Annotated in this window: 11 protein-coding genes and 3 pseudogenes; 5 read left to right on the top strand and 9 right to left on the bottom strand. The window is 45.8% G+C overall.

Translation table 11 applies throughout. The features are described 5' to 3' along the window. Window positions 1–188: 188 nt before the first annotated feature. Window positions 189–1,628, top strand: a complete 1,440-nt coding sequence (locus UA76_RS01000) for a glyceraldehyde-3-phosphate dehydrogenase (protein ID WP_047042239.1) — start codon at window positions 189–191, stop codon at window positions 1,626–1,628. 211 nt (window positions 1,629–1,839) lie between these two features. Here UA76_RS01000 and UA76_RS00995 read toward each other — a convergent pair whose 3' ends face one another. Together UA76_RS00995 and UA76_RS00990 are read right to left on the bottom strand one after the other, a co-directional pair. Continuing rightward, complete coding sequence (locus UA76_RS00995) at window positions 1,840–3,603, bottom strand: phospholipase D-like domain-containing protein (protein WP_047042238.1); 1,764 nt, start codon at window positions 3,601–3,603, stop codon at window positions 1,840–1,842. A gap of 140 nt (window positions 3,604–3,743) precedes the next feature. Next, window positions 3,744–4,358, bottom strand: a complete 615-nt coding sequence (locus UA76_RS00990) for a LysE/ArgO family amino acid transporter (RefSeq protein WP_047042236.1) — start codon at window positions 4,356–4,358, stop codon at window positions 3,744–3,746. Window positions 4,359–4,464: 106 nt separating this feature from the next. On the opposite strand from UA76_RS00990, the gene UA76_RS00985 reads away from it, so the two are divergent. Next, window positions 4,465–5,367 (top strand): LysR family transcriptional regulator ArgP, encoded by a 903-nt coding sequence (locus UA76_RS00985; RefSeq protein ID WP_052771892.1) that lies wholly within the window; start codon window positions 4,465–4,467, stop codon window positions 5,365–5,367. 128 nt (window positions 5,368–5,495) lie between these two features. Here UA76_RS00985 and UA76_RS00980 read toward each other — a convergent pair whose 3' ends face one another. From UA76_RS00980 to UA76_RS00950, 7 genes and pseudogenes are all read right to left on the bottom strand, one after another. After that, window positions 5,496–7,946: a family 20 glycosylhydrolase gene (locus tag UA76_RS00980; RefSeq protein ID WP_047042232.1), complete on the bottom strand. Its 2,451-nt coding sequence runs from the start codon at window positions 7,944–7,946 to the stop codon at window positions 5,496–5,498. Window positions 7,947–8,031: 85 nt separating this feature from the next. Continuing rightward, window positions 8,032–8,727, bottom strand: a complete 696-nt coding sequence (locus UA76_RS00975) for an oligogalacturonate-specific porin KdgM family protein (RefSeq protein ID WP_047042230.1) — start codon at window positions 8,725–8,727, stop codon at window positions 8,032–8,034. A 157-nt stretch (window positions 8,728–8,884) separates the two neighbouring features. After that, window positions 8,885–9,514 carry a bifunctional 4-hydroxy-2-oxoglutarate aldolase/2-dehydro-3-deoxy-phosphogluconate aldolase gene (locus UA76_RS00970; RefSeq protein ID WP_047042228.1) on the bottom strand — a complete coding sequence of 210 codons (630 nt, stop codon included), beginning with the start codon at window positions 9,512–9,514 and terminating at the stop codon, window positions 8,885–8,887. Between the two features lie 64 nt (window positions 9,515–9,578). Then, window positions 9,579–10,535: a sugar kinase gene (locus tag UA76_RS00965; protein WP_047042227.1), complete on the bottom strand. Its 957-nt coding sequence runs from the start codon at window positions 10,533–10,535 to the stop codon at window positions 9,579–9,581. A gap of 75 nt (window positions 10,536–10,610) precedes the next feature. Further along, a pseudogene (locus UA76_RS00960) lies at window positions 10,611–12,127 on the bottom strand (sodium:solute symporter family protein). A gap of 163 nt (window positions 12,128–12,290) precedes the next feature. Then, window positions 12,291–12,683: a RidA family protein gene (locus UA76_RS00955; protein ID WP_047042225.1), complete on the bottom strand. Its 393-nt coding sequence runs from the start codon at window positions 12,681–12,683 to the stop codon at window positions 12,291–12,293. Between the two features lie 124 nt (window positions 12,684–12,807). Beyond that, a pseudogene (locus UA76_RS00950) lies at window positions 12,808–14,242 on the bottom strand (N-acyl-D-amino-acid deacylase family protein). Between the two features lie 175 nt (window positions 14,243–14,417). On the opposite strand from UA76_RS00950, the gene UA76_RS00945 reads away from it, so the two are divergent. From UA76_RS00945 to UA76_RS00935, 3 genes and pseudogenes are all read left to right on the top strand, one after another. Continuing rightward, window positions 14,418–15,689, top strand: a complete 1,272-nt coding sequence (locus UA76_RS00945) for an amino acid deaminase (protein ID WP_047042223.1) — start codon at window positions 14,418–14,420, stop codon at window positions 15,687–15,689. Between the two features lie 144 nt (window positions 15,690–15,833). Beyond that, a pseudogene (locus UA76_RS00940) lies at window positions 15,834–16,720 on the top strand (MurR/RpiR family transcriptional regulator). Window positions 16,721–16,796: 76 nt separating this feature from the next. After that, window positions 16,797–17,042: a hypothetical protein gene (locus UA76_RS00935; RefSeq protein ID WP_047042221.1), complete on the top strand. Its 246-nt coding sequence runs from the start codon at window positions 16,797–16,799 to the stop codon at window positions 17,040–17,042. Window positions 17,043–17,090 lie beyond the last annotated feature (48 nt).

The following is a 17,090-nucleotide window of genomic DNA, read 5'->3' as shown; positions in this document are numbered from 1 at the left end:
GTTAAGCACCAACTTTTACTAAAAATCCAAATAAATAACCGCAATTATTTTTTCTAGCAGAATAAGATATCAGCCATTACAATCCTGCCACATAAAATATAACAACAATTAACGTGAGCGTTGTGCCACTCCCTACACTGGTCAACAAATCACATTTCCCCCACTACGTGAAAGGTCCAAAGTTAGTAATGAGTCCAGATAAGCACTTGTTAGATTGGCAAACCAGCCAAACCCACGCAGAAACTATCTCCCCTCTTTTAGGTCAGCTATATCGCGAAAAAGGCGTCGAAGTTATTTTATTCGGTAAAACACTCGTCAATGCCGATACCATCGATATTATTAAGACGCACAAAACCGCTCGCCGCCACCGTGGCGAAGCTTTAAAGCTCGAACAGACACTGCCAATCGTTCAATGTTTGCAGGCCATGCCGCTGTCTCCATGTCGCATCGATGTGGGTCAGTTGGCGGACATGTTTTGGAAACGCCACGACGACACTCACGGCCTTAAAGATTTTCTCCATACAGCGCTAATAGGAGCAATGGATGGCAAAAGCGTAACCGAGCCAAGAGACGTTGTACTGTACGGATTTGGTCGTATTGGCCGACTGCTGACTCGCTTACTTGTTGAGAAAAGTGGTTCAGGTTATCCGCTTCGTCTGCGCGCAATCGTCGTGCGTGGTGGAAAACAGGGTGATTTGGCCAAGCGCGCTAGCCTTTTGCGCCGCGACTCGGTACATGGACAATTTAACGGCAGTATCACTGTCGACGAAGAGCGTAAAGCCCTTATCGTTAACGGTAACTACATTCAAATCATTTACGCCAACAAGCCTGAAGATGTCGACTACACCGCTTACAGCATCAATAACGCATTGGTCGTTGATAACACAGGTGTTTGGCGCGACAGCGAAGGCTTAGGCCAACACGTGGCTTGCCCAGGCGCAGAAAAAGTTCTTCTTACCGCCCCTGGCAAGGGAGACATCAAGAATGTGGTATTTGGTGTTAATGAAGCGGTCATTCAACCAGAAGATACAATTATCTCTGCCGCAAGCTGCACAACGAATGCAATTACGCCTGTTTTGAAAGCGGTTAACGATAAATTTGGCATTGAGTCAGGCCACATTGAAACTGTCCACTCATTCACCAATGATCAAAACCTAATCGATAACTTCCATTCTGGCGATCGCCGTGGACGCAGTGCATCTTTGAATATGGTACTTACCTCAACGGGAGCGGCAAAAGCAGTATCAAAAGCATTGCCTGAGCTTACTGGCAAGCTAACGGGTAACGCGATTCGCGTGCCTACGCCAAACGTTTCGATGGCCGTTGCAAACCTTAACCTCGGACACGGTACCGATAAAGACGAGCTCAACGCGTACCTTCGCGATATGTCTTTAAGTTCTCCACTTGCTGCACAAATTGATTACACCGAATCTACGGAGATTGTATCGAGTGATCTGGTTGGTTCTCGCCATGCAGGAGTCGTTGATGGAACGGCTACTATTGCACAAGATAACCGCTGTGTACTGTACATTTGGTATGACAATGAATTTGGGTATAGCTGCCAAGTGGTGCACTGTATGGAACAAATGATGGGCGTGCGCTACAAGACTTTTCCAAGCCTAGCTTAACGCCGACTTACTCTCCACAACATAAAAATAATGATATATCCCCCGTATTTGCCGCCTAACTGATAGGCGGCTTTTTTATGGCTTCAATTCAGTTCGCTTATGAGTTGGTGCCGCCGCAAAGATAAGTCATTTATGTAAATCGACGCCTCAAAACAGAAAAAGGCCAAGCTCATGATGCTTGGCCTGCGACTAGAGAGAGTGTGTACATCCGTTAGAACTGGTATTTAAGTCCTGTGGACTCAAGCAAACTATAGATAATTCGCTGGTTATCTGTAGTGGTACCTTTGGTGCCACCAACTTCTCGTAGCTCTGCACGCATTCGTAGCCAATCTTCTGACCCCCAACGCGTTGAGTAAGACTTAAGAAGCTCAAATTCCTCGTTCAAATCTGCTACTAGTTCCTCACCTTTTAAGAAGAAACCGACCTCGTTGTTGTACAGCAGCGAGCGGAAATCTAAATTCGTGGTTCCTACAAACGCCGATTGATCAAAGATAAGAAACTTAGCATGCAACTTGCCGTAGTGCTTGTTACCACCTAGCAATACAGAATCAACTTTACCTAGCTGATAGAAATGCACTCTCGGATGATCCACAAGATTTTGCCAAGCTTCCGAGTTAATAAAATCCGGATTGTTTTCGTTCAAGTCTAAATCGCTGTCTAACCAAACCTCGCGCATTTCTTTATCCATGAGCATGGTCGGTACAGTGTGCATATCGATAACCGCTTGCGTGAAGAAGTTATCACTCGTCAGCACCGAGTTGGTGATAACTTCAATTCTTCGATCTGGGTGTTTATCTAGCCAAGCCTTTGCGACATTCAGATCTCGCTCGATTAACCCTTCATCTTTTAGTAGCTCCGACTGCAGGAAAAGATAAGGCGACACGACTTTCATCACCATGAGGTCTTCACTCACAATCGCGCCTTTGGCTAAGATGGCACTAATAGAGTTGGCATTTTGTTTCTTGTTTGAGCTATAGCGCTCAACGACATCTGTCGCATTAAGATTATCGAGCTCATGAGCCAGTTTGGTATCGGTTAAGTAGAAATCTTGCTCAAGGTAAGTTGGCATGTCTGCATAAGACTGGGCGAAAATAGGATTCGCTTTAAGTGCTTCAAGTTGAGACTCAATGAAATTTTCTGTGCGACTGTAAGCAAACCACGTCGAGAGTTTCTTGTTGCCCGGCTTGGTAAACAATACCGAGAAGTAGTATTCCGAAAGCTGGCTTGGCGACGTTTCTTTGGTCGCGCTTGCCAACGGCTTCACGACTATTTCAATATCCTTGAATGCGCTGCGATTAAGCTCGCCATCGTCTTGCAAACCATAATAACTCAATGAAACATTCCGCCCGCCAGTCACCACGTAGGCAGAGTCAGCGAAAGCGCCATCAACAATCAACAGTTTGTCGTGTGAGCGATTATTAACGCGGGAATCAGAGTCGGTCAGTGCATTGAACACAACGGCTTGAACACGTGCTTTATGCGCTGTTTGATTGCCCTGTTCATCAATCACGTAACCCGCTTCAGATTCACATTGCATTAACCCTTTTAGGTTGGTTTTATTTAGGCTGTACGAACCCAAACTATCGACCATCATACGAACATCAACGCCGCGCTTTACTGCGCCGCAAAGTGCTCCAAGAATGGCGTTTCCAGCAAGATCATCAGCAAAAATGTAATAGGTAAGATCAATGGTGTGTTTAGCATTCTCGATCAAATAGATTTTGGTCGCCAGACTTTGTACTGCATTTTCTGTACTGGTACCAATAACCTTCACTTCAGCCGGCTGAACAGGGAGCAGAGATTCAGAAGCCAACTTGATGTAATCTTGCGTCAAGTCATCAGGCTCTCGCCAACGCCTTTCATCAAGCAGCACAGCGGTTTCATCATTTGGGTCTATCGAAGTTGTTGGCGTAGACGTACAGCCTACCAACATTGTCGTCACTAGCATTAGTGTGCTCAAAATTCCTCGAGCCATTTTACATCCTCGTACCATTTACCAGAGCAGTCCAGCTAACTTAATTCGCGTAAAACGTTAGCTATTTGATTAATAACAATAATGAATACAACAGCAATTAGGAAGATCTATTTGAGGCTGTTTAAAGATCGTCATTTGCACTAGTTCATAGACCAAAACAGCTTCCATGCGATAAACAACATGATCATACCAATGATGATATCAATTGCCTGCTGAACCTTTGGCTTTTGAAGAACTGGTGCCATTTTGGCTGCCACGGTGGAAAGGCTAAAGAACCAAAAGAACGAAGCCGCCACGATACCGAGTGCAAATGGCAGTCGATCAGGTTCCGCGTAGCTCGCGCCAATAGAGCCAAGCACCACAAAGGTGTCTAAATACACATGTGGATTAAGTAAAGTAACCGCCAAAGTAGCGCCAATCACTACCTTGCGAGACATACTCTTGTGATTGACTTCAATCGATTCACTCTGTGCTCGCCATGCACGATGCAGCGAACTCAAGCCATAGAAACTTAAAAAGGCAACGCCGGAGTATGTGATAACACTTAGTGCCATTGGTGAGGCACTGAGCAACTTACTGCCGCCAAAAATACCACCAAACACTAAAATGGTATCGCACAACGCGCAAATCATCGCTACCGTCAGATGATGTTGTTTCTTAATCCCTTGATTGAGCACGAAAGCATTTTGCGCGCCGATGGGAATGATCATCGCAGCACCCATTCCAAAACCTTGTAGCCATATCCATGCGCTCATCGTTTTCTCCTCCATCCTGCTGAGCCTGACTCTTCATTTTCTACAGAGTATGAGTTAACCTAAAATAAGTAACGCTAATTAATTTAATGATTCATAAGGATTACTAATTATGGTTGATTATAAAGCTGTGGCAGCTTTGGATGCTGTTATTGCTTCGGGTAGCTTTGAACTTGCGGCCCAGAAGCTGTTTATTACTCAATCGGCCATTTCACAACGTATCAAACAGCTAGAGCAAAATATGGCTCAGCCCCTTCTTGTTCGTTCTAATCCGCCTGCCCCAACGCCTGCAGGGCAACGCTTATTAGGGCTCTATCAACAAGTTAAATTACTTGAACAAGAGTGGCTTCCAAATGAGCAACAACAGGTCACTGAGCTAGCCTTAGCGACTAACCACGACAGCTTAGCTCTGTGGCTACTTCCAGCGCTTAAAGCAGTGTTAAGCGAGCATGAAGTGTCACTGAACATTGTACTAAGCGACGAGAAGAACACGATTGATAAACTGCGCAGTGGTGAAGTACTTGGCGCAATCAGTGCCAATGAAAAACCGTTAACGGGGTGCAGTAGCGATTACTTAGGCCAGCTCAACTACCGTTGTATTGCGAGCCCCAATTTCGTCAAACGATACTTCCCCAATGGGGTGACTCGTGAAGCACTTATGTCCGCCCCTGCGGTGATCTTTGACCAATATGATGAAATGCATCATGTCTTTCTCGAGCACCATTTTGACTTAAATGAAGGAGAGTGGCGCTTCCATACTCTGCGCTCGCCAGAAGCATTCGTGAAGATGGCAGAGTTGGATATCGGGTATGGCATGGTGCCCGATTTAATGCTTGGAGATAAATTGGAAACTGGTGAGTTAGTGGATCTTTTGCCTGAACATGGGTTTGCTCGCGATCTTTATTGGCATCGCTGGGCGCTAGAACAAGGAATTCTGGCTGAAGTCACCCAATCTGTGCTCAAAGAAACTCGCTTTTTACCTCAGCGCGAGCACCCATGTGGTGTTTATTAAACTACAGGGTTCTCGTTACATCGCTCAATGAATTCAAACCAAAAAAAGCCGCCCTTACGGGCGGCAATCGTGTGAGAATCGTTATCTCTTTTTTGTCAGCTTTTATGACTAACTCTATTTAGCTAGCCTTATTTAACTAGATAGTGCAACAACTGCTCTGCTGGGCGCGTAATCGCAATTATCGCTTCATCGTAAATCTTCGCGGCGTCGTTAATGATCGCTTGGTAAGCTTGAGCATCTGCTTTACGAATAGTATCGCCAGCTTGCGCTTTTGCAATCAATGTCAGCGCTAAATCCGCCACTTCCACCGTTTTATCGGCGACAATCACAGTTTCAACTGAAGCAACGTGATCAGCAAAGAGTGGTTTTGAGGCAATCGCAGCCGACTTCGCTTTCTCGAAATGCACTATTAATGCTTCTAAAGATTCTGCATTACCTATTGTGTATTGCGCCACAAGATCTTCCATTTCATAAACGGCGTAGCTCTCAACCACTAACGCATCCACAAAACGGTTTAGACGCTCATATTGGCTGTAGAGAATGCCTTCTGGATCTGTTGCAATCCACTTCTCCCAGTTACGTGCATAGTACTGAGCAGGCTCTGTGTACTTCGCTAAATCTTGCAGGTCACGAATATCTTGACCTTTCGCTAGGCGCTTAAGCAGCATGTCAGCATTTGCATGGTGGCGCAGACCAACAGAAACCTCAGACCATGTATCCATCACACTCATACGCTTGTACATGCTGCGCTCATCGGTAAGCTCAGCGTCCGACCACAAACGCTCTGCAATCGCGTAGCTTCGCGGCCACAAATACTGCTCCACCGTGTGGCTGTCTTTCATCTCAAGCCACATGGTAATTTCACCACCCAAGATCAGCTCTTTCTCTTTTTCCGTTAACTCTGCAGGGTAGCCACCATCCGGCGCTGGGATCTTGCTACCTTCAATATTGCTGCTGGCAATGACGTCACCAGTAGTTGGCCAACGCACGTTACCAATCAGCTGGTAACTGTTGCCCGTGAAACCGTTTTGATTTAGCTCTAGGTTAAACTCAGTGTACGACATGAAGTTATCGAAATGACCAACAAACTTCTTACCCGGCTGGTAATCTTTAATGAAGATCTCTTCGCGCGACTTACCGTTGTAATCGACAAATGCTCGGAATTCACCATCCGTCCCTTCAATAATGGTCAGCATGCCGTTACGAGGGCCACCCTTGGTGCGCGGTTTAACCCACTGGTAAGTCACAAACTTCTCACCCTCATGGAGTTGGTCATCCACCGTTAAGCCTTTTGGAATTGGATCGTTACGGTAGTGGTAGCTGGTTGGTTGAGGCTGATCCAAGTAGTAACCGGTAGACAAAATACCTTGGTAACCTTCTTGTGCTGCGCGGCCAATACTGTCGTGACCTTGCCAGCTTTGAATCACGATCGATGTTGGCAGATCTTTATGCCAGATCTCATCCCAACCGGTCATCTTCTTGCCGCGTGCTTCCAGCATCTGCTCAACTTTAATGTTGAGGTAAGATTGCAAGCCACGTTCGCCATCGATGTTGTTCTCTTCAATGAACTTCTGGTGTCTTTCGCTATTGATCCACTGAGAGTAGTTTGGCTCATCACCACCGATGTGGAAGTACTCGTCTGGGAATAGCTCAACGACTTCATCAAACACATCGCCAAGCATTTCATACAATTCTGGGTTTAGGGGATCCATCAGAGGCTCAAACACGCCCCAACTACGCTCTTGTTCGTAAGTTTGACCTTCGCCACCCGACATCAGGTGAGGATAAGCATACGCCACGGCAGAAGAGTGACCCGGTAGGGAAACCTCAGGAATCACACGAATACCGAGGTTACGTGCGTATTCCACCAAGTAGCGAACTTGATCTTTGGTGTAGTAGTTACCATCTGACGTTTCAGACCATAGGCGAGTCCAGCTATCTGTCTGAATACGAATCCCTTGATCATCCCAGAAGTGCCAGTGGAACACGTTCATTTTCGCCGATGCCATTGCATCTAGCTGACGGATTAGAACGTCAAATTCGATGAAGTGACGAGACGTGTCGTAAGACACTCCACGCCAACGAAAGCGTGGCTCATCAACAATCGTCACTGCAGGAATCGAGTAACCTTCTGCCGTGGTATCCACTAGCTGAAGCAGCGTTTCAATACCACGAATCGCACCGTATGGGCTTTCTGAACTTAAGGTGATCTGCTGACCTTGAGTTAGGATCTTGTAAGTTTCGTCTGAATCAATGTTTTGAATTTCAGATTTAGGCGCGCGGGAGATATCAATAATCAGATTCGCGTCTCTGGCGTTGTCCACCTGCCAATTCAGCATTGGAACACCCGTCTGTCGCTCTAAGCGATCAATGAAGCGTTTTGCTGTGTATTCAACGCGATCAGAAGTAAAGCCTTTGATGTAAACCTTAAAGTTGCCATCGATGTTCACCTGACCCGTTGCCAGTTCAACCGACTGTGGGTAAGGCATTAAATTTAGATCTGTATTTGGAGCCATTGCATGTGCCATAGGAGCAAGTACCGAGCTAGAGATGAGTAGGGATAGTAGCGTTTTTTTCATTGTTATTCGTCCGTATACACTTCAAATATTGATAGTTTTCTTGGAGCCAATTCACGAATTGGTTCTGTTTATAAGTGATGAAAAGTTAGAAGGAAAAATTCACACCAATTCGATAGCGCCAATCTGTTTTGTCATCGTGCGATTGAATGGTGTCTGCATCCACAACTTCCATGTACGGGCGAACATTTGATTTCCATTTATATACGGCCTTCACCGTGTGTTCGCGTGCATTCAAATCTCCTGTCGCTAGCTCGTTTGTATGATGAGTAATCTGGTCAAAATAAGTAAATGCATAAGAGATCATGTATTTATCTGTGTTGTAACCAGTCCAAATGTCATAACGGTGTCGCTTGGCTGTCTCTTCATCACCGTAATCGTTAATCAGCTTTTCAGTTGAAAAGTCGTAACGGTAACGGCCATGAACAAACCATCCACTGTCGAAGTTATAATTCACTTTCAGGTATGGCATAACAAAGGTATTCGAACTTTGAAAGTTGAGTACCACACCTGGGTTTAGCATTAGGTTGTCGTTAATCGCGTGAGTGTAATAGTGAGTAAACTCGGTATTAATCACTCGGGTTTCATCGTAAGCCCCCATAGCATGTCGAACGTTGGTTAACGTCTCTAAGCCATAGCCATTATCGAAGTGATTGCCCACAATAAATCGGCTTCGATACTGGTCAGTGGTATCACGATATTCCGCTCTTAAATCGACGTATCCTCCTGCAATTGAAGTCATCGGTAATAAAACAAGTACTGCGGTTGGAATTATTTTTTTCATTGTTATTGTCATTTTCTACGTTGGATGGAACGCCACACAGACCACCTGTGTGACGCTTCGCTCCTCTTCTGCACAGCGCTTTGCTGCTAAGGGGGAAGGAGGACACGTGAATAGACAACCGAGTTTTGTTGTTATTATTATCCTAAGAGTTGAAGAACTAGTTAACTAGCTCCACCGCCTCTCGTACTAACTGACCGATTTCATCCCACTGTTGATTTTCGATCATTTTTGGCGACACCATCCATGTACCGCCACAGCACACAATTCGTTCTAACCCTAGGTAGTCATTGATATTGCCTTTACCGATACCACCTGTTGGCATAAAGGATACGTCGACATAAGGGGCCAATAAGGACTTAACCATATTAACGCCGCCAGATGCCTCAGCAGGGAAGAATTTCAGAAAGGTTAAGCCTAGCTCTAGTGCTTGCTCAACCTGACTTGGGTTGTTCACACCTGGCACAATTGGAACATTGCGCTCTTGGCACAAACGAACCGTATTTGGGTTTAAGCCAGGCGCAACAATGAATTCAGAACCCGCTTCAATCGCTTGGTCTACTTGCTCTGGCGTCAAAACTGTACCGGCACCAATACAAAGCTCTGGGTATGCTTCACGCATGGCTTTAATCGCACCTACCGCTGCGTCCGTTCTAAAGGTCACTTCTGCAACAGGCAGGCCATTTTCGACCAGTACTTTCGCCAGCGGTACCGCATCTTCCACGCGGTTGATTTGAATCACCGGGACCACTTTGTACTGATTCAGTTTGTTCAAAATTTCTTGAGACATTTTCAAATACCTAATTGGATAAGATCTAGTAGTTCAACACGGCTTAATAAGACATTAAACTCTTTTATTCACACAAGGGCAGCATTGCATTAATAGGAATAATCGCGCCAGGGAACTGAATTACAATGGACGCTAAGCGATGCCCTAGAGTTGCGGATTCTTGAGCACTTTTTCCTGTTAGTCTTGCTGCTAAATAGCCTGCTGCAAACGAATCACCTGCAGCGCAAGTATCAACGACCTTCGCAACGCGTTCGGCTGCGACATGCCACTCTTGAGCCTCTTTTGCTTCATTGCGGTCTGCATTGATGATGACTTTACAAGGCTCACAACCGCGCTTGATCACCACCTCTTTCACGCCAAAACGAGCGCAGCGACTTTGAACGGACTCTGAGACACCCCAAACAAGTTGGTCGTCATCTTCCGTAATCAGGGCAATATTCACCCAAGGAAGCAGTTGCTCGTACCAGTGTTTTGCTTGTTCTGCGCTCCATAATTGCGGGCGGAAGTTATTGTCAAAAACGACATGGCCGCCACACTCAGAGAACCCGCGAACCGCACTTAACAATCGTGCTTTATCTTCATCAGGCAGAATGGCTAAGCTAATGCCGCTGACATACAAAACGTCGATGCTTTTTGATTCGAGCGCTTGCTCAAGCTTGGTGACTTCAAGGTTTGAAAAGTAATGCTTAGCGGCAGAGTTGTCGCGCCAGTACATAAAATGGCGCTCGCCTGTCGCGTCCGTTTCAACCATGTATAGCCCAGGTAACTTGCTGTTCTTACGCTCAACATGGTCAATCGCAATGCCTTCTTCTGTCCACTGGTCGAGCATTTGGTCAGAGAGCTTGTCGACACCCAATCCCGTCGCATAAGACACTTTGATCGGCGTAGATTGTGTAAGGCGAGAGAGATAAAGCGCCGTGTTTAACGTATCGCCACCAAAGCGTTTTTCAAGCGGTGAACCGCTGATCTCAACCATACACTCGCCAAAGAATGCGACATTTAAACGTGAAGTTAAAGTCATGAGATTCCTACATCAATTACATAAGGTTAGGTGTTAAGTAAGGGGCCCGAAGACGTGAGCCCCACTAAAACATCATTAGCTATTTTGAGTTGCCTGACGGCCCGCCGCAGAGGTATCTTCTTCAAGTACACCCTTGTCAGATAGCTCCATTTCCATCAATGCGCGCTCATCATCTAAGATAGCTTGAGCCATTTCAGGCGTGACATCGTTAGCCGGAGTGAGAAGGCTCACTACCACACCAACCGTTAGGGCAAATAGACATGAAGGAATCACAGGGTTGCCCCAATATGCGGTTAGGTCTGCGCTCATCATCACAGTGAAAGACGCGATTGATGCACCGGCCAGTGTAGCTAGAGCACCCTGCCAGTTGTAGCGCTTCCAGAAGCGACCTAGCATTCCACATACGAACATGCCTGACATTACCGTTGAGATCATCTTAGTGATGTAGCTGATGATATCGTTAGATGTAAGTGCAAACAGAAGCGCAAATCCGATGACAACGACCAGTGCAAGACGAGAGTAGTTCAGCATTGACTCTTTGTTTGGAACGCGGCCAGTAAACATCACGTAAACATCGCGAAGAAGAATCGACACACCTGCAATCGCGTCTGAACTTGCACTCGACATAGTTGCTGAAAGGCCTGCAATTAGAACAATCATACCGATGCCTACAGGCAGTACCGTTGCAGCGACATATGGGAACGAGAAGTTCGGGTTGTCGAGTGTTGGGTCAATCGCATGTGCAGCCATACCGATGATTGCTGGAATGATTGAGAAAAACAGGTACAGGACGCCTGAGCCAACAAACGAGCGACGAATGGTTGATACATCTTTACCTGAGTAGATACGTTGACGGAAAGACGGCGTTGCAAGTACACCCACACCAATAACCACAGCTAGAGAGACTGCTGCACAATGCCCAACTTTTCAATCGCAAGGAAGCTAGTCGCTGCTGGATCCATCGCCGCGTAAAGATTCTCCATACCACCAATGTGCTGCACAGAAAGAACTGCCATAAGTATGAAGCCAACAAAAAGGATGATTGCCTGAATGGTGTCCGTCCAAACAACGGCCGTGTAACCACCAATCACAACGTAGATAGTAAAGGCTGCCGCGATGATGATCTTCGCAGTATTGAGGTCAATGTCGGCAATCCATGCTAGGTACATACCGCCACCGAGAATGTGCGCGCCCAACCAGCCAATCGAAGCGATGAAAATAAGCATGCCAACCACGTTTTTAACGATTTTGTTTGCGCCAACGTAATACGCCAGCTCTTCACTCATGGTCATGAAATTGAGTTTACGTACAGGGGCAAACCACAGAGCAAGAAGCAAGATACCAATCGCGCCGCCAATACCATACAGTGCACCAGCCCAGCCATTGGCATAACCAAAGCCGACTGCGCCCATACTAGAGCCGGTACCAACCATGGTCGCAACCGTTGTACCTAATACTAAAAAGAGTGGTAGGCCACGGCCACCTAATAAGAAATCTTCACCAGATTTTTGGTTTCGGGAAACAAACCAACCTAACCAAATTAAGAACAAGACATACAAGCCAAAGCCTGTGAGAAACAACGTGCTATTCATTCAACACCTCTCAGAATCACTTTTGTGTATATTATTTTAATTTGAGCGATAGTAATTAAAGCTCAATTATTATTTGAATATTATTTGTAGGGGATGAACGTACTGAAAAATAATAACAGGGAGAATTAATTCCCAGTACGTGAATTACTAGTTTATGTGAAGCTTATGCACGATCTTTACGGTAACAAGTTACGTCAACTTCTACTTTAACGTCGACAACAAGATCACACACCATGCAAATTCGCGCTGGTGGATGTTCACCAAACACTTCTTTGAATACTTTATTAAACGATTGGAAGTAACGCGCATCTGTTAGTACCACTTTTACGTGTACTACGTCTTCAAGCGTGTAGCCAGCTGTCGTCATGATGTCGATACAGTTTTGAATAGCAAGGCGCGATTGGTCAACGATGCCACCTTCAACCACTTCACCATCTGTCATTGGTGTTTGTCCAGATACATATAGGAAGCCACCCGCTTCAGTCGCACTTGAAAATGGTAGATGTTGACCACCAGTACCTGTACCGCCTTCTGCACCGTAACGTTTAATAGTCATTTTATTCTCCAGTTAACACTTGGTAATTACCAATATAAATTTTAAATACATTTGCCTTTATAAAAAGACAGTTAATTATTAATTTCAGCCAAATTTAATTATCTAGCCAATTAAATCATTAATATCAATTTCGATATATAAAACGGCCTGAACGCTTTTCGCTTACAACACCATTTTTATATGTTGATATACCATTCACAAAAACATGTTCAATTCCATCAGAGACAGAAATAGGATTTTCGAATGTCGCAGTATCTTTAACCGTATTAGGATTAAATAATACTAAGTCTGCGAATGCGCCTTCTTTAATCACGCCTCGATCTGTCATGTTATAGCGCTCAGCAGACATGCCCGTCATTTTGTGAATCGCTTCTGCCATCGAGAATAGCTTTTCATCACGACAGTAATGACCTAGAACCTTCGGGAACGTGCCCCATAACCTCGGGTGCGGATGTGGATCGTTTGGCAGCCCATCGGAGCCCACCATGGTCAGTTTGTATTTCAAGACTCGTTTAACGTCTTCTTCGTCCATGCAGTGGTATACCGCACCGGCTGGTTGCAGCGCTCGGGCTGCTTCCATCAGAGGAAGCTCCATCTCTTGAGCAATGTCTTTAAGCATTTTGCCCGCATACTCAGGCTTAGCTTCCGACCAAGTGATGAAAATATCGATTTCGTCCGTCACTTGTTTCAAGTCTAGCGTCGAAGAGCTCGCTGAATATGGGTAACAATCACAAGAGACGTCCTGATGCTCAGACACTTTGTCCATCAGATCGAGCACTTCTACTGTACGTCCCCAGTTACCCGCTCCCGCACACTTAAGGTGAGAGATCACAACAGGCACTTTTTGCGTGTTTGCCCGTTTCGAACGCCTCTTCCATTGCAGAGATGATCTCTTCGAATTCCGTACGCATGTGCGTGGTGTAGATACCATTATATTTCGCCAAAACTTCTGCAAGCTGCATCACCTCGTTGGCATTCGCTTGTTTCGCACTGGCATAAGCAAGGCCTGAGCTTAAGCCTAACGCTCCTTCTGACATCGCTTGGTCTAGCGCTTTTTGCATTACACCAATTTCATCTTGGTCAGCCGTTCTCTGTAGGGAGTCCATTGCTTGGTTTCGCAGCGTCGTGTGGCCAACCAATGCAGCTACGTTCACCGCGGGTTGCGCTTCTTCGACGGCTTGTGCATAAGAAGCAAAGGTTGGGTATTTAAAATCTTCTTTCGCACCAAGTAGGTTCATTGGATCTGGTGGATCCTGCGCTAGAATCGTTGGCATGGCGCTAATGCCACAGTTGCCGACAATCACAGATGTCACACCTTGTGTGATTTTTGGTCGGCAATCAGGAAAACGAATAACATTCGTATCGTCATGCGTATGTACATCGATAAAACCTGGCGCAAGCGCCAAACCTGAACCTTCGATAACACCCTCAGACTCGCATAGGTCAACCTGACCTACCTTTACGATACGATCGTCTTTGATAGCAACATCAGCAATAAATGGCGCACTTCCCGTTCCATCAAACACTTGTATATTTTTTATCACTGTATCGAACAACATTTACTTCTCTCGTTACCCTCAATTGGATGAGTACATATTAATAATCACCCCAACTTTTACAGTGATAAAACACACAAAAAATCTTAAATTGTTTGATAGTTTCTAACACGACAGTTATGATAATTCGCAGTTAGACACTAAAATCAATGACTTACAATATGTTAGAGCAAACATCATGAGTATAGAAAACAACCAACTAAATGTTATAAAGTATCATAACTCTGAATCTACACTGCCTACTTTTGGCCACAAGGGCCGCTTTGCTGCTTCCCAAAACACACCATATAGCCTTATTGACGAAGAAATATCGCTTCCTGCTGCCGTCATCAAACGCTCTGCGTTAAAAAGTAACATCGACTGGATGCAGAGTTTTGCTAACCATCATCAAGTGAAGTTATCACCTCATGGTAAAACCACCATGACCCCTGCGTTCTTTTCCAAACAGTTAGAAGCTGGCGCTTGGGGCATTACAGTCGCCACACCCGCTCAAGCAGAAGTTGCCGCACTGGCTGGCGCTAAGAACATCATCATGGCGAATCAACTCGTGGGTAAAGCTAACATGGCCATCGTTGCCCAGCTTATTCGAGACTACGATGTTGAGTTTTATTGCTGTGTCGACTCTCTCATTAATCTTGATGCTCTGGATGACTACTTCGCCAATGAGACTAAACCGCTGAATGTGTTCATTGAGTTTGGCGTACCGGGTGGTCGATGTGGTGTGCGCTCTGCAGAAGAATTGATCGAACTAGCTGACTCAACCCAAGGTATGGCAGGTATTAAACTAGCGGGCATCGAAGTGTATGAGGGTGTTATCGGTGGTAATAATGCAGAAGAGAAAATTCGCGAATTTTTGGCGCAATCACTAGAGCTTGTACAAAAGCTGAAATGTGTTGGCCTTATCGAAGGACAACCCATCGTGTCTGGCGCGGGTTCTGCTTGGTATGATGTCGTGGCGGAAAGCTTTGCAAACCTCACCCATACTCTCGCGATTATTCGACCGGGTTGCTACGCCATTCACGACACCGGGATTTACTTAGAAGCGCAGAGCAAAGTCATGCAGCGCGCCCAAACAAACCAAGGCTACGCTTGCGAGCTGGGTGGCGACCTGAACTCTTCACTCGAAGTATGGGCTTATGTCATCTCGAGGCCTGAAGATGAGAAGGTGATCATTGGCTTGGGCAAACGCGATGTCGCCTTCGATGCTGGCCTGCCGATCCCTGAGCGTGCCTATCGAAATGGTCAAGCAATATCAGTTGAAGGATTAGTATCAACCGATGTCATGGATCAGCATACGTTTATGAAAGTCGACCCTAACTCAGACATTCAAGTCGGTGATATGATTGCTTTCTCGACATCTCACCCATGCTTGACGTTCGACAAATGGCGCTATATCGCAATTTGTAACGATGAATATCAAGTCGAAGAGTGGGTAGAGACACGATTCTAACGTAGTGTTAAGCCGCTTAGTTGATTGACGTTCAATGATAAACAAAGCTCAATGGTAAGCTAAGCGGCGATATTCATTCCGACGGTATAGTTAGGCTATAATTGGCCCAAATTTATTACAAGAACAAAAACAAGGATCAAAGGTTTGACTCTTAAAGTAGACCTCATTTCTCAAATATCCGAACGCTACCCTGCCTTGCGTGAAGCTGAGAAAAAAGTAGCTAAGCTGATCATGGATGACATTCAGTTTTCTGCAAACGCCAGTATTTCTGAACTCGCAGAACAGGCTCAAGTGAGCGAAGCCACGATTACGCGATTCGCAAAAGCGGTTGGCTGCAATAATGTGCGTGACATGAAGATCAAACTGGCGCAAAGTTTAACCATAGGCCAGCGCTTCATTTTAGAGCCCGTTGACCACACGGGCTATCAAGGCATCTACGAGTCCATCAAACAGAGTCTGGACATCAACCGAGCGTTGATCAAAGAGCAAGATGTTGAGACAGCCGTTGATTGGCTGCAAAACGCCCGTCAGATCATCTCAATTGGTATGGGTGGCGGCTCTACCATTGCTTCCCAAGAGCTGCAACATCGACTGTTTCGCCTTGGACTACCTATTGTCGCATACAACGATGGACTAATGCTCGCATGGTGGCAGCCACTGCCAACGCCAACGACGTCCTTGTGATGATGTCTGCGACTGGCTACACCCCGGTGATCACCGAAACCGCTGAACTTGCCAAGCAATACGGTTTGAAAGTCATCGCCATTACGCCGAGTGACAGCCCACTATCAAAGATCGTCGATATCACGCTTCCTATTAAGCACATGGAAACAGACTTCATCTACAAACCATCAGCATCGCGCTACGCCATGCTAGCGTTAGTGGATGTGATCTCTATGGAGCTTGCGGTTAAACATAAGAATCGCTCTCGAGATAAACTCAGAAGATTAAAAGTGGCACTCGATTCTCATCGTGGCGGCGGCGATCGACAGCTCTTGGTGACTAGAATTGAGAGCACAGCAGTAAACTGACAATTTTATTGTGAGCGTTCATGTTTTGTTCAGAAACGCGCTGTTATAGTGGCTACATCAACAAGAGGTAATCAATATGAATCGAGTTATTCTTAGTATCGTTGCTGTCATCACTGGCTTTTTTGCGCTGGTGTTTAGCTTACTGATGGCCATTCCTCTGACTATTGCTGCATTAATTACAGGCAAACGAATTCAAAAGCAGATGCGTCAGAATAGTCAGTTCTACGCCGCTCATCAAACAGCAGGCTACGGCGCTGCGCAGGACACAGCAAATAGCGGCGCTACAATCGAAGGCGAGTTTGAAGAAGTGAAAAACCGATAAACGACTTCCACGGCATATCTAAAAGGCTGAGCATTGCTCAGCCTTTTT

The sequence above is a fragment of the Vibrio mexicanus genome (genome assembly GCF_001012815.1).
GTDB lineage: Bacteria > Pseudomonadota > Gammaproteobacteria > Enterobacterales > Vibrionaceae > Vibrio > Vibrio mexicanus.
This window is presented reverse-complemented; position numbering and strand designations above follow the sequence as displayed.

Coding starts and splice junctions, on each gene's coding strand:
- UA76_RS01000 (WP_047042239.1), top strand. CDS start 189: ATGAGTCCAGATAAGCACTTGTTAGATTGGCAAACCAGCCAAACCCAC.
- UA76_RS00995 (WP_047042238.1), bottom strand. CDS start 3,603: ATGGCTCGAGGAATTTTGAGCACACTAATGCTAGTGACGACAATGTTG.
- UA76_RS00990 (WP_047042236.1), bottom strand. CDS start 4,358: ATGAGCGCATGGATATGGCTACAAGGTTTTGGAATGGGTGCTGCGATG.
- UA76_RS00980 (WP_047042232.1), bottom strand. CDS start 7,946: ATGAAAAAAACGCTACTATCCCTACTCATCTCTAGCTCGGTACTTGCT.
- UA76_RS00975 (WP_047042230.1), bottom strand. CDS start 8,727: ATGAAAAAAATAATTCCAACCGCAGTACTTGTTTTATTACCGATGACT.
- UA76_RS00970 (WP_047042228.1), bottom strand. CDS start 9,514: ATGTCTCAAGAAATTTTGAACAAACTGAATCAGTACAAAGTGGTCCCG.
- UA76_RS00965 (WP_047042227.1), bottom strand. CDS start 10,535: ATGACTTTAACTTCACGTTTAAATGTCGCATTCTTTGGCGAGTGTATG.
- UA76_RS00955 (WP_047042225.1), bottom strand. CDS start 12,683: ATGACTATTAAACGTTACGGTGCAGAAGGCGGTACAGGTACTGGTGGT.
- UA76_RS00945 (WP_047042223.1), top strand. CDS start 14,418: ATGAGTATAGAAAACAACCAACTAAATGTTATAAAGTATCATAACTCT.
- UA76_RS00935 (WP_047042221.1), top strand. CDS start 16,797: ATGAATCGAGTTATTCTTAGTATCGTTGCTGTCATCACTGGCTTTTTT.